Raw genomic sequence first — 13,580 nt, forward strand, 5'->3', positions numbered from 1 at the left:
CTATTCCATCTAATTCGTTATAATAAAAGAAACTGACAAACTCATTACAATCGGAAATACTGACAATTTAATTAATTGTCAGTATAACTTATCTGCCGGTTATATGTACTGCATCCCGGGGAAAACATCGTTATTGACATTAATGTTCGATTCCAATTCCTTGATCGCCGCTTGTGTTTTTTGAACCGACAAGAAAATATCCGACAAAATAATCATATGTAGTAGTATCTGTATTTTTAACTGGATGTGTTGGACTACCTTGAGGAGGGAAAGAATTGTAAGTCCAATGTATAATGGAGGGATTGGATATTTCGTTACCACTTAGATAGTTTACTCCATCGAGATTAGCAGCAATTGCCGGGCCATGCTTATGAGACCAATAACCATTTCTATCCAATCTATAAAAATGGTAATTGGAATATTTTTCAGTTTCTGTAATACTGGATTGTAAAACAAGTGCGATAACAGCCTGATTTTTTCCGGGAATAGGAATGGCATCGTTGCCCATGTAAGGCAATTTGGTATTATCTTCCATCCAATCAATCATTTGATCTTTTGTATAATTACCGGACTGATATCCTTTAGGGTTTGTCCACGTAGTTTTTATGATATTACGAGCATAATTATAACAATTATTATTCTGTATAGTCCCATTTTTATTCCATACATCAGGATCATATGATGGCGAATAAGAAAGATCAAATGTCTTTGTATCTGTCTTTTTTGGACCGGTTTTCCATTTTCTGCTCCAAAAATATGCAGAGTAATATTCCCTGGCATATATTATAACAGTAAACTTATTTTTAGCTAATTCATCGGGTGATAAATCAATATGATATGTTTTATTATCGCCGGATCCCTCGACAACACCCTTAATGCTATACGTATCGATATATTTCTCGACGATAACCTCCTTGGTCTCATTGTATCCCCATTGATTTGTTTTTGTTATTGTTTCACGCTCATAAGTTATTTCAGGTGATGTGTACCATACTTCTGAATAATAATGTCTATAGTCGGTGTTATCATATGGTACATCCCAATGAAGACAATAGTGCGTTGCCGAACCTTTTGTTTTCTGATCGGGAATAGATGTATCTGTTTTATCATTATCATCCATTTTTTCGAGCTGACAACTCAACAGCAAAAGGAATAAATAACCAATCGATACTGCATTTCCCATAATCATAATCACCCTTTTTTTTCTTTTCATAAAAACTCCTTTAAAAACTATTTTATATTTCCCGCCCGGAATAACAGGAGGAATATATAATTTCGTGAAAATCATCGGCTACCATTTTGATGCTTGTATGGAAATAGTATCTCAAAGGGAAATCACTCTCTTTTCACTTAATATTTATTATACAAGGGATTGAATTGAATAATTGCACGGCATCTTTCATAAATATATAAACAGCAGAGTACGACAAACGCTTGCTCCGCTATAAAAAACCTTTGGCTTTTAGGGAGGCAACTCCACCCTGAATTATTTACAGGACGGGGTAATTTACTTGTTTTGAAGGCAAATGATTTCTTTCAGCAAAAACGCGAGATAAGGCCGACGTAATATTGCGCGATTCGTAAAGCATCGACGATATCGACATCACCGTCACAATCCGCGTCTGCGGGCGCCGGATTGAACGCGGCCGGGTTCAGTCCCACGTAATACTGGGCGACAAGGAGGGCGTCGACAATATTTATCACCCCGTCGGAGTTCGTATCCCCGATCATGCCGGTACCCGGGGGTGTGGTCGCACTGCTTCCGCCATAATATTCAAAGGCACCGATATCGGGGCCGCCGCCGTTCGGGCGGGTTCTGTCAAAATAATCGAACTGGTTGTCCAGATGCATAACCCCCGTGTCGACGGCCGGGCTTCCCTGCCTTGTCAGATCGAAATCGCCGGCCTCGTTCCCCGCGATGTTGGCAAACCCCAGATCGTTGTAGTCGGCGTCTCCCGTGCCGGAATACGTCCGGACGATATTGTTTTGGGAATTGAAATTCTCGTGAATCTGGAATTGCGGGTCGGGAGTTACGCGGTCGAGGACAAACAGATTGTTGGTGAGAAACACCGTGTCCCTGTCCACGACGCCCCCCGTGAATCCGGACGATGTGGCGGTGAATATGCTCCATAACATCCCTTCGTTGACGGACCCCGGGCGCTGAATGAGGGTGTTGTTGTAGAACTGCACGTTTCGGAGGATCGTGTTGTTTACCTGAAGCAGCCCCATCCACCCGCTGTCGATAATGACGTTATCGTGCAGTGAAATATCTCTTACCGTGCCCCTTCTGTTCTGACCCGAGTCGTCAAAGAAAGAGGCCACCTCGAAAAACCCGCAGCAATTGTATGAATAGTTATGGTGTATGTGCACATTGTAAATATTGGCATTGGGATCGTCGGTGGCCTGGGCGGAGATTTCGGTGGCGCCGCCGTCACAGTCGACGAACCCGCCGACCCACCTGGCAGGCCCCGTGCAGTTGACGAAGCTGTTGTAGCACACTTCGCAATTGGCCGTGTTGACGAAAATTCCCTCGGCACCGCCCACCAGATTGGGATCGACGCCGGGTTCCTCGTCGATGCCCATGATCAGGTCGTGGACGTAGTTGCCCTTCACGAGCGTGTTCTGGCCGGCCACCATAATACCGATATCACTATCGTCTATCTCATTGTTGATAAATGTTGTGGCTCCCCCTAAAAACGCGGCGACACCGCCGACGATACCGTCGATTTTTCCGTTCGAATCCGGGGTAAAATCATGGACCATGGTGTTGTCCCCCCGTGCGCCGGACAAATACAGACCGTCGAAGGTAATCGGGCCCTTGAAGGTGATGATCACCGGACCCTGCCCCGGATCGTGCGAGACCATAAAGTGGGGGAGGGGATCGGTCGCCCTTCCGTAATTGGTGTAGACCTGAATATTGGATGAGTACGGAATATCGAGCCGTCCCTGATACACGCTGCCCCGCTTGAAGCGGACGACCGCGCAATCCGACGGGACGGCGGCGAGTGTTCTCTTCGGCGAAGATTCCGAAAGTCCGTCATTGCCGTCATTGCCGTTCGAGCTGTCGACATAGCAGGTGCGGCCGAGAGAGTCGTAGTTCTGTGCGGAGAGAACCGCCGCCGGCAAAAAGAAGATCAGCATGATACATAATGTTGCTTTTGTTTTCATAGTCACTCCTTTGCCGCTCCTTTTTTTACCGGTTAATTATGAAAGGGAAGCTGTACAATCGAAACCATAGCGGAACATGAGTAATGCGGATTTACCTTTTTTCCCTTCGGGCTTAATGTTATATCACTTTCATATCCTTTACAACAGATATTTTTCATAATAATCCAAAGCATGTTGAGATTATGTACATCAGTCTTCACAACATCGGTCTTTTTCTGTATTATGGAAGCCGAAAGGGTTCATGCTGTGAAAACACCGGCGCGATTACTTCGGCCGCAGGTTAAACGACTCATCGGGCTTTTTCTGATTCTCTTTGCGGCGGGGGGACTGCTGCTTCTTTTTTTTCTGCCCGGCGTACTGGCGATGGTCATTTCCGGTTGTATCGTCCTTTGCTGCTGCGCGGTCCCGGTCGTGACGGCCGTCGTTTTTTCGTCGAGCCCCGTTCTTTCGCCCAAAAAATTGTTGTTCGGAACAGCCGCGCCCGTATTCGGCCTTCTTTTTCTCGTTATCGCCCTGCCTGGTGTTCCGGATGCCGTACGCCCGTTCGGCGGTATTTTCTGCCCCGACGGGTATTCAGGTTATATCCCGTCGGCCTTGCCCCAACGCGACCGGTCTTCAGGTGAATCCGGTCCCGCTGCATCCCGGATCGACGGCACCTGCAGGAGTGAATACGGAACGGCGCATGTCGGGGGCAGGACGGTCCTTATCGGGATGGCGGCGGTCTATTTGTTTTTCTCTTTTTCGGTAATCGGGATTTCTCTTGCGGTACGGCGTTTCACTCATAACAGGCTTTCTGCGGCGAAACGGGTGGTCGTGTTTTCGATTGCCGCCGTCCTGTTTGCGGGATTTTGTTATTTTCCCGTTTCCCGGCTCATCAATGGCTTTCTTTACGCGGGAACGTCTCACCTTCTCGTTTCGGCGGCAGCGTATGACGACCGCGATACGATCATCATGCTTCTGCAGAAGGGGGTGAGCGTCGATTCGGTCGATGAAGGAGGGAAAACGGCGCTTCATGCCGCCGCCCGAATCGGCAATACCGGGCTTGTTAAGTTTTTACTGAATAACGGCGCCTGTCCCGACAGCCGGGACTATAACGGGGAAACGCCGTTGATGGATGCCGTGTATGGACGGAAAGCGGAAGCGATACGTCTTCTTCTCGCTTATGGAGCGGATCCGGGGTTACGAAACAAAGCGGGAATGACGGCGTTCGATCTGGCGGTCTCGGAAAAAAATACCGAACTCATCGGTATATTGAATCCTGCCGGGGGATAGTGTCTCCGGCAGACGTCATGGAATCGCTTTTTCGTAAAAAAGGCATGCATTAATTACCGTATGCAGGCCGCATCCTTTCAAGGCGGCATTTTACCGTTTATTCCTCTTTCCATTAAACAGCTATTTGTATATAATGTGCCCCGGTGCAGGAAGGTGCTATTTACTTTTCAGGAAGAAAACTGGAGGGAATACAAATGGAAGAAAAGATTTCACAGTCGATTATTCAAGGGTATTTCAAAAAACTGACGGATCACCTGCATGTCGATGTAGCGATTGCGGGGGCGGGTCCGTCGGGGCTGGTAGCCGCGTTCGATCTCGCGAAAAAGGGCAGAAAAGTGGCTGTTTTTGAACGAAAGCTTGCACCGGGGGGCGGGACATGGGGCGGAGGAATGTTATTCAACGAGATCGTCGTTCAGGAGGATGCGTGCCGCATTCTGGATGATTTTGATATCCGTTACAAGCCGGCGGGACAGGGGTATGTTACCTCCGATTCGGTCGAGTTCGCGAGCGGCCTTATCCTGGGCGCGCTTCATGCGGGAGCCGTCATTTTTAACGGCATCAGTGTGGTCGATATCGTGTTCAAGAGGAACAAGGTGTCGGGCGTTGTCATTCTCTGGACCCCCATTCACCACCTCGACATGCATGTCGATCCCCTCGTCGTCACCTCGGAAGCGGTGCTCGACGGAACCGGTCACCCCAGCGAGATTGTCAGGTACGCGACGAAAAAGGCCGGTATCAAAATCGACACGGAATCGGGGGATATTATGGGTGAAAAACCGATGTGGGTGGAAAGCGGTGAAGCGTCGACCGTTGAAAATACGAAACGCCTCTGTGACGGACTCTATGCGTCGGGCATGGCGGCGAACAATGTAAGCGGCGGTTTCAGGATGGGACCGATATTCGGCGGCATGTTGAAGAGCGGGCGCAAAGTCGCCCAGCTTATCATGAAAGACCTCGGATAAAGAACTGAAATGGAAAAAACATTCGGCCTCTATGTCATCATCTCTGACCCGGAAGGATCATACACCCGGTACGCCGAAGCCGCGGTAAAGGCGGGAGCCGGGTTTGTGCAGCTCAGGATGAAAAAGGCCCCCAGAAAGGATATTATCCGGGTTGCCGGGGAGATACGGTCGATAACGCTCGGAAGTTCCACGCGTTTCATTGTGAATGACGATGTTCTTGCCGCGGCAGCGGTCGACGCGGACGGAGTTCACCTGGGACAGGATGATATGCCGCTTCATATCGCCCGCGCCATATGGAACGAGCCGCGTAAATTGTACGGGCTTTCGACACACAACCTGGCCCAGGCCCGGGCGGCGGCCGCATTGAAGCCGGATTACATCGGTGTGGGACCTGTATTTCCAACGCCAACAAAAGAACACCCCGATCCGGTGCTGGGCCTTTCGGCCATGGGAGATATCGTCAGGGAAATACCGCTCGTCGCCGTTGCGATCGGCGGCATCACGATCGAGAACGTCCGGGACGTGCTCGAGCATGGTGCCGTCAATTTTTGCGCGGTGAGGGCGATCATGCGGAGTAATGATCCCTTCGGAACGATGATTGCCTTCAGAGAGATCTGGGAGGAGATGACGGCTTTCTGAAACATCGTGTCTCTCATGCCCGCATAAAAAAAAGACAATCCATGCAATAATTCTCACCGTATTATCGTCATAAAGAAATAAGGAGGAATAAGTATGGAAACGGTGATGAACGGCCTGGATTACCGGCTGATGGCGATTATATTCGGACTTCGCGATATGATCAAACCGCCTCAGCGGGTACTGGAAGAAGCCCGCGTGCGGGCGGGACAACAGATTCTCGATTACGGCTGCGGTCCCGGAAGTTATTCGATTGCGGCGGCCCGATTGACGGGGAAAAGGGGGACGGTGTATGCCCTCGATGTGAATCCCCTTGCGATACGGAGTGTGCAAAAAAAATCCGCCGGAAAGGGACTTCCGAATATCGTGACGATACAAAGCGATTGCAGAACGGGACTCGGCGATAAAAGTATCGATCGTGTTCTCTTATACGACATCTACCACATCCTCACCGATCCCCGCCCGATTTTAAAAGAGATATACAGGGTCATGAAGGATGATGCCGAACTCTCTTTCAGCGACCATCATATGACGACAAATCAGATTATCCGGAACGACCGGCTTATCGGATATTTCGAACCGATACGGTTCTCCGACAGCTCCATCGCATTCAGAAAAAGGGAATCCGTATTATAGGACGATTGCATTGAGGCCTATGACCCGGCTGACCGCCGGCCCTATAATGAAGACGCGGCCGGCTCATCCCATGTCATACAAATATGGCGTATCCGGTGAATCGGAACAGGCAGCTTTCCTTTAAGGGCACTTCTAAAAACCTGCAAAGCAGATTTTTAGAAGTGCCCTTATTTTATCTATTGATATTTCATTCCGGATACATATACTTTAGCCTATACCAATCAAGGGAGGATGAAGAATCCTGTTTACAGGTAATTATGATTCATGTTTTTTTGATTCTGGATCAGTTTAGCGTCAGGGGAGAAGTGTTCGCATTCGATGCTTCTCTTTTTAAAGTTCACCGTATATATTGTACCGATCTCGATTCATACCTTTCAAGGCAGGCCGCCAAAGTAAAAAAAACAAACGACGGGGTTGTCTTTATCGATTCCTCTTTTTTCGATAAGGAAAAAGTGGCTGGAATCGACCGGATTTTTGAAAAATACGGCCGCCGTACCAGGCTGCCGATTATCGTTTTCTGTCCCCCGGAGAAACTTCGCGTCAACCGTGAATACAAACTCTCCAACAGGGATTTTACCTATTGCCTGCAGACGAATGAAGCCGGATACAGCGAGGTCTATTTAAAAAATCTCAGCCAGTTTATAACGATTATTCTGGAAATTTCGCTTTGGCATGAACGGATTAATGATTTCATTATCAATTCATTCAGGATCAATGTCGATCACGTGTCTATCAGCCGGCAGAAACTCGAGATAGAGAAACTCAACAGGGAACTCATAAAACTGAGTACGATTGATTATCTCACATCGGTATTAAACCGGAGGGCCTTTTTCGAATCCATGGAAAGAGAACGGAAGCGTGTTCTTCGATTCTTATGGAGATTGGAGAACGAAGGCAATGACAAAATAAAAAAAGAAAGAAGAGCGATATATAAACATAAACCCATCGGGACAATCAAGGATCATTGCTGTAAATTTTCCCTCGTTATTATCGATATCGATAATTTCAAATCGGTCAACGATACGAGAGGCCATATCGTCGGTGATATGGTACTCAAACGGGTCGCGGAAACCCTCCTCTCACCCGATCTGCTGCGTGAAACCGATTCGACGGGAAGGTACGGTGGGGAAGAGTTCACCATTTTGCTCGCCGACACAAACGAGCGGAACGCCTTTATTGTTGCCGAGCGGATTCATTCGCGAATCAACAATCTGGAGTTTTTGGATTCGGATAAAAAAAACTTTTCGATTACCGTCAGTATAGGGATTTCGGAATTCAATACGAATGATGAAAATATCGAAGCGATTATAAAGAGAGCGGATGATGCCCTTTATTATGCAAAAAACCATGGGAAAAACCGGATTATCCGCTATAGTGAGATTTGTGAGGGAATGACATAACCGCGTACCCCGATCGATTTCCGATCCGGGCAAATCAGACTGATTCCTGTTTTGTAATAATAAAAAGATCCTTACTCAGATTGTGAAGCATACTGAAGCTACTGGTATGCCAGACATTCGCTTTATTGCAGACAAACTCGATCGTGTATTTCAGATTATCCGGTAACCGCATATCGTCCCGTGCCCATTTGATAAAAAGACTTATACCGGATGAGTTGATATAATCCAGCGCGGTGATATCGATCCGGATATGTTTTATGTTTTTCCTGATTATCTCGTCGTGTATCCTGCCGAGGATGGGGCTCATTTCATTGACGATATCGATAATATCGATATTTCCGGAAAATGATATTGTCGTTCCTTCGACCCTTATCAGGGCTTTCTGATTTTGATATGACTTTTCTTCTAGCAAGGACTCTCTATTGCCGCGCCGCTCGTTCATGATAGTATCACTTTAAAGATAAGGTACCCGCATTAATCTGTCAAGGAAAATGCATTCGGAGTATCGGGAAAAACGTCTGTATCTTTTTTCGATATGAATAATGCCCGTATCTCCGAAACCATGTAAAACGAGCCGGTCACCAGTATCGGTATTTTTTTATCCGAATAAAGCAGCGCCGTTTTCAGTGCGTCTGCAGGATGCTTCTTTAATATGGTGTTGGGGTTCAATGTTAAAAAAAGACGATAGAGGGCATCGGGGTCGCTTTCTTTGAATGAACCGGGTTTCGAAACGATGATCGTCCTGAAGGCAGAGGCACAGATTTCCGCCATCTTCCGGTGGTTTTTTCCTTTAATGGAGCCGAAGATAAGAATTCCGGCTTCCGGGTAAAGGGTCCTGAAACTCTGCAAGGCTTTTTCAACGGCAAAGGGCGTGTGGGCGCCGTCGATGACCAGGGGCGGTGAGTGTTGCATGATTTCCATCCGGCCGGGAAGAAAGGCTTTTTTTAGTCCTTCTTGATAACACCGTGAGTTGATATCCGGAAGTATTGTCCGTAATGTCAAAACGGCGAGGGCGGCATTTTCAGCTTGAAAGCACCCGATCATGGACAGGAAACAGGAGAAGGGAGAAGATTCCCTGAATTTCATGCTGACCTCTGTTCCTTCTTCGGATAATGAGGAGGAAAGCTCTTCTATGGATTCATCAAGGGAGTAAAAGGGTGCGTGCATTGAACGGCTTTTCTCCTTTATTATATTTCCGACCGCCGGCTGCTGGAAGCCTGAAAAAACGGGGATTCCGGGTTTGATGATCCCTGCTTTTTCCGAGGCTATTTCCGTGATTGTCGAACCAAGGACATCGGTATGTTCGAGTTCGATGGGAGTAATGACGGCGGCTTCGGGGAGGACCACATTCGTGGCATCGAGTCTGCCGCCGATCCCGACCTCGATCACGGCGATATCGCAGTGTTGGTGCCTGAACACACAAAACGCAAGCAGGGTAAGCATTTCGAATGTGGTGGGCAGTATGTTACCGGTATGAGCGATTGTATCGCATATATTGTTTGCGATCGAGACGATGATATCGTCGGCGATCGTTTTTCCGTTGACGGTGATTCGTTCGTCATAGGTAGATACGTGGGGTGATGTATAGAGTCCTGTTTTAAAACCCCCGGCGCCCAATATGGATGCGATAAAAGCGGCGGTGGAGCCTTTTCCTTTTGTCCCCGCGACATGAATCGTTTTACAGCCGAGGTGCGGATTGAAAAAAGCATCGAGCAGGGCTAACATATGTTCGGGGCGGTAATGACGGTGAGAGAAATCGCCCGACCGTTCGAGGTTGGTCAATGATTCGAAATACTCAAAGACATCCGTCTTGCGGTTAAAATGCACGTCCTGTTTCATAAACGCGTGTCCATATCATCCTCCTGCGTGAGGGGGCGGATTCTTTTGGCGGGAAACGCCGGATCGCAGGCCGGCAGGACATCGCCTTTTTCGTGCATACGATTAATACCGGCTTCATCAAGCGTGAATAATCGTATCGATAAAACGGCAGGTCCCAAAGTGGTCAGCCAAAGAATTTCCTGTTTATCGTTTCGATATCGAATTCTTCCGGATCGAAATCCGCCGCCCATTTTCTCATTTTCTCGTAGTGAGTATGCGAGGGGTTTTTGAGAATCTCAACGAGATGCTCATAACCCGGAGGTCCGCCGCAGTCTTCCGGGGGACATGAGCGTTCGCCGTCAAGGCATTTGATGATCCGGCGATCGTCTTCGTCAAGCCGGTCGGCCGGAATGATCTCCTCGACCGTAACGGTATGGAGCCAGCTGTCACCGAAATCGTATTCATAGGTGATCGAGGTTCCCTCTTTTCCAAGGATCCGATCGATGGCGACAGTGCTTTCATCGGCGACATCCTCAGTCTCATTATCCGAAGGATCGCCATATTCGACACCGCCGGCCCAAAAGGAGTGAAGATGGTAATTTTCCCATCCCATTGCCGTCTGGATGGCCGAATGAAGTTCCGAAAGGGTCCTGTTCCCGGGAATACGTATTCTCCGCCATATCTCCGGTTTGATGTCCCGGAGTATGATCTTGAGAATCAACACGGACTCAGGACTCTCCTTTTTTACAAGCTTGAGGTCCGGTTCGAATCTTTTTTCCACCGTCTCCATAATATGCCGGATCAACGCTTCCGTTTTTTCGAGTTCATCATCGAAATCGATGTCGCCGTCATTATCGAAAGCTTCGGGGTCGTTGCAGGTTTCGAGAATAATTCTCAAGGATTCAAAGCCATGCGAGACGAGGACAATATCTTCGGGGATCAGGATATTAATCGAAAATCCCCGTTCCTGCAATGTTTCTATCCATTCCATAAAATTGTTTTGCAAAGCAAGGGCTTTTTCCCGTACGATACCGGCGGCCTGGTCCTTGAAATAGTTATATTGCTTGGTAATGTCTTCCCATAATTCATCGATAAACCGATAAAACATGTCTTCCTGAAATTGATCATAGAAGTGCAGGTCGAGGTATTGAAGACATCGTTCCACGGCATCTTCACACGAGGTTTTTCTGTGAAAAAGCTCGTTTCGCATAAAGGCTTCAATCTCAACGGATGAGATCGGTGCATTGATATCGGTGAGAATGTCATTCAGGGAGTCGAAATCCCCTTTCATGACATGGGGGGTGCTGATATCTTCCGTCCTGATTTCTTCATCCTTTAGCCACAGAAAGGATTTGGAGCCGATATATTTCAATTCAACCACATCATTTGAGGCGAGAAAATTTCCGATATTGAGGAGGGGATGTCTGATCAGTTCTTCCCCGCCAAGATAAAAGGCATAAGCGAGTTGTTCGCTTATGAGTGCCGGAAGGCCCAGTTTCGTAAAAGCACGCAGGAAACCCGATTCGAGATCGGCTATCCACTGCTTCACCGCCCATTTTTCCTTTTCCCGCTCTTCTTTTGAAATATATGTAAACCGGTATTCACCTTTCGCCCAGTTTCCTACCGTTACGATGAAAGCGTCACCGTCCTTCATGCCGTATCTGCGATAGAGGTCCTGCATGTCAAAAACGGTTATAATCACTTCTTCCGATTCCGGGTGGTCGCAAAGAAAAATTTCGGTATTTGCTTCATCGTCATAAATAAGGTAATCCGGAATGACATCGTGCCCCAGGAGAGACAGATAAATGGTCACATCATCCAGGTTCATCCGGGTTTTTATTTTTTCCACGATGATACCGTCTTCAGGACAAAGCGTACATTCCGGCGGAAAAATTTCGGGATTACAGAACGGGAGAAAACGGTGTCCGGGGACCAGAATGCCCGCCCCTATTTCTTCGTTTGTCGGTACGAGAAGAAACCTGGCCTTGTCGAAATAGAGCGAGCGGGGAATAAACAGGGATGTTTCATCATCGTGAAAGAGATTCCGGTCGATCTTCAGCTGATTGAGAATCCGCGTTTCACAATCAGGCACAGGGGTCGGAAGGGATGTGCCGATTGCTTCGACTATTTCCCCGATTTCGAATTCTTTCTGAGTATTTTTGATAAACGATTTTATATTTTCTTTCAGGTGAACCGTCATATATTCCCTTTCAAACAGACGATTTATGGGCGGTGATTGCTTTCTGATAACAGTCCAGGAGTTGAACCGTGAGTCGTCTGGATGAATACATTTCCGATACTTCTTTTGCTTCCGTCGATTTTCGATCGTACAACGCTGCGTTTCGGAGAAGCTCGACAACCCTTTTCGTGAATTCATGTTTATCCGGATCCGTGAGATATCCCCCCTTGTTATTCTTTACGATATCGATAACACCCATCGCCTTGACCGCGACAACCGGAGTACCCGCCGCCATGGCTTCAAGCAGTGACAACCCTTGTGTTTCCGTACGGGAAGCAAAGATAAATATATCCGAAGCCGCGAGTATGTTCATGACTTCGTTCCTTGTAATATAACCGAGGAATATTACCTTGTCACCGATTCCCAATTTTTTAGCCTGGTTCTGGAGATATCCACGGACGGGCCCGTCCCCGATAAAAAGAAGAATGGTATCCGGTACCTGTTTCTGAATATGAGCAAACGCCTGGATAAGAAAAGGAAAATTCTTTTCTTTTGTAATTCTTCCGACACAGATCAGTATTTTTTTCCGGAGGGGGATGTCGTATTTTTTTCTGGTCTCCTCGTTACGGCGGATTTTTCCGTTAAATTGTTCGATCCCGGTGGGGAGTATGATAATATCGGAAGTGACTCCGTATCCAAGTAAAACATCTTTTATAATACTCGAAGGGGACAGGACAAAAACCGAATAATCGCAATAGAATTTGCTTAACCGGATTGCCAGCGGTGTGAGGATTTTCTTCGGCAGCGGTATGTAATGTACATATTCCGCGATATAGGTATGATATGTCTGGATAAGGGGGATTTTTAGCCGCCTGCTTAAGTATGTTGCAAAAAGCCCCATGAATAACGGTGTGTGGAAGTGGATGATATCCAGGTTGAGGTTTTTGATTTTTTTCAGCTTTGTCGGGAAGGGGATGACGAGTTTGTATTCCCGGTAAAGGGGGTAGGACAAGGCAAAATATCGAAAGATATTGTTTTTTTCTTCTTCTTTTCTTGATTCTGAGGTATGTCTCTTTACGATCGGACAAAATACATAGATATTGTGACCGAGTTTGATCAATTCCTTTCTGAATATTTCAATTGACGTCACAATTCCGTTTATCGATGGAAGATATGTGTCCGTGAAAATACCGATATTCATATATACAAGGTGAAAAGCTATCGTATTCGGTATAAAATGTCAATATTGTCTTCGAGTCTTTATACATGTTCGGGAAAAAGGCCTCGGAAAAGGTTTATAAAAGGCAGACGATATTGCCGTATCGACGAAAAACGGTCGATCCATGAAGGCGGACATTCCGTCTTTCCACGATACCTCCCCCGCATAATCCCTTTCTTTTTTGGAGAAAACGATAAAGAAGGGTGTGGACAAACTCTTTTTTATTTGGTATTCTTGATCACCGTGTCGATCGCGGTCATTGCGTGGTGTACTCCAAAAAGAGAAATCTC

The 13,580-nt window shown here is 47.1% G+C and carries 11 protein-coding genes; 5 read left to right on the plus strand and 6 right to left on the minus strand.

All coding sequences use genetic code 11. The features are described from left to right. Positions 1–139: 139 nt before the first annotated feature. Together JW881_13820 and JW881_13825 are read right to left on the minus strand one after the other, a co-directional pair. Positions 140–1,213, minus strand: coding sequence for a hypothetical protein (locus JW881_13820; GenBank protein ID MBN1698588.1), 1,074 nt, complete (start codon positions 1,211–1,213; stop codon positions 140–142). A gap of 323 nt (positions 1,214–1,536) precedes the next feature. Then, positions 1,537–3,168 (minus strand): dockerin type I repeat-containing protein, encoded by a 1,632-nt coding sequence (locus JW881_13825; protein MBN1698589.1) that lies wholly within the window; start codon positions 3,166–3,168, stop codon positions 1,537–1,539. A gap of 246 nt (positions 3,169–3,414) precedes the next feature. Here JW881_13825 and JW881_13830 point away from each other — a divergent pair, with 246 nt between their 5' ends. The 5 genes from JW881_13830 to JW881_13850 all read left to right on the plus strand — a co-directional run bounded on the left by JW881_13830 (position 3,415) and on the right by JW881_13850 (position 8,074). Then, positions 3,415–4,440 (plus strand): ankyrin repeat domain-containing protein, encoded by a 1,026-nt coding sequence (locus JW881_13830; protein MBN1698590.1) that lies wholly within the window; start codon positions 3,415–3,417, stop codon positions 4,438–4,440. Between the two features lie 194 nt (positions 4,441–4,634). Then, on the plus strand, positions 4,635–5,402 hold the full coding sequence (locus JW881_13835) for a thiazole biosynthesis protein (protein ID MBN1698591.1): 768 nt from the start codon (positions 4,635–4,637) through the stop codon (positions 5,400–5,402). Between the two features lie 9 nt (positions 5,403–5,411). After that, on the plus strand, positions 5,412–6,041 hold the full coding sequence (gene thiE / locus JW881_13840) for a thiamine phosphate synthase (GenBank protein MBN1698592.1): 630 nt from the start codon (positions 5,412–5,414) through the stop codon (positions 6,039–6,041). A 93-nt stretch (positions 6,042–6,134) separates the two neighbouring features. Then, positions 6,135–6,674 carry a class I SAM-dependent methyltransferase gene (locus tag JW881_13845; GenBank protein ID MBN1698593.1) on the plus strand — a complete coding sequence of 180 codons (540 nt, stop codon included), beginning with the start codon at positions 6,135–6,137 and terminating at the stop codon, positions 6,672–6,674. A gap of 257 nt (positions 6,675–6,931) precedes the next feature. Beyond that, positions 6,932–8,074, plus strand: a complete 1,143-nt coding sequence (locus tag JW881_13850; GenBank protein ID MBN1698594.1) for a GGDEF domain-containing protein — start codon at positions 6,932–6,934, stop codon at positions 8,072–8,074. A 34-nt stretch (positions 8,075–8,108) separates the two neighbouring features. On the opposite strand, the gene JW881_13855 is transcribed toward JW881_13850, so the two are convergent. The 4 genes from JW881_13855 to JW881_13870 form a co-directional block, all read right to left on the minus strand. Further along, entirely contained in the window at positions 8,109–8,516 is a 408-nt protein-coding gene (locus JW881_13855) for a hypothetical protein (GenBank protein ID MBN1698595.1), read from the minus strand. Between the two features lie 32 nt (positions 8,517–8,548). Continuing rightward, positions 8,549–9,913: a bifunctional folylpolyglutamate synthase/dihydrofolate synthase gene (locus JW881_13860; protein ID MBN1698596.1), complete on the minus strand. Its 1,365-nt coding sequence runs from the start codon at positions 9,911–9,913 to the stop codon at positions 8,549–8,551. Between the two features lie 163 nt (positions 9,914–10,076). Continuing rightward, a complete protein-coding gene (locus tag JW881_13865; protein ID MBN1698597.1) occupies positions 10,077–12,092 on the minus strand; it encodes a plasmid pRiA4b ORF-3 family protein in 2,016 nt (671 codons plus the stop codon). 10 nt (positions 12,093–12,102) lie between these two features. Then, positions 12,103–13,221, minus strand: coding sequence for a glycosyltransferase (locus JW881_13870; GenBank protein ID MBN1698598.1), 1,119 nt, complete (start codon positions 13,219–13,221; stop codon positions 12,103–12,105). Positions 13,222–13,580 lie beyond the last annotated feature (359 nt).

It is taken from the genome of Spirochaetales bacterium, assembly GCA_016930085.1.
GTDB lineage: Bacteria > Spirochaetota > Spirochaetia > SZUA-6 > JAFGRV01 > JAFGHO01.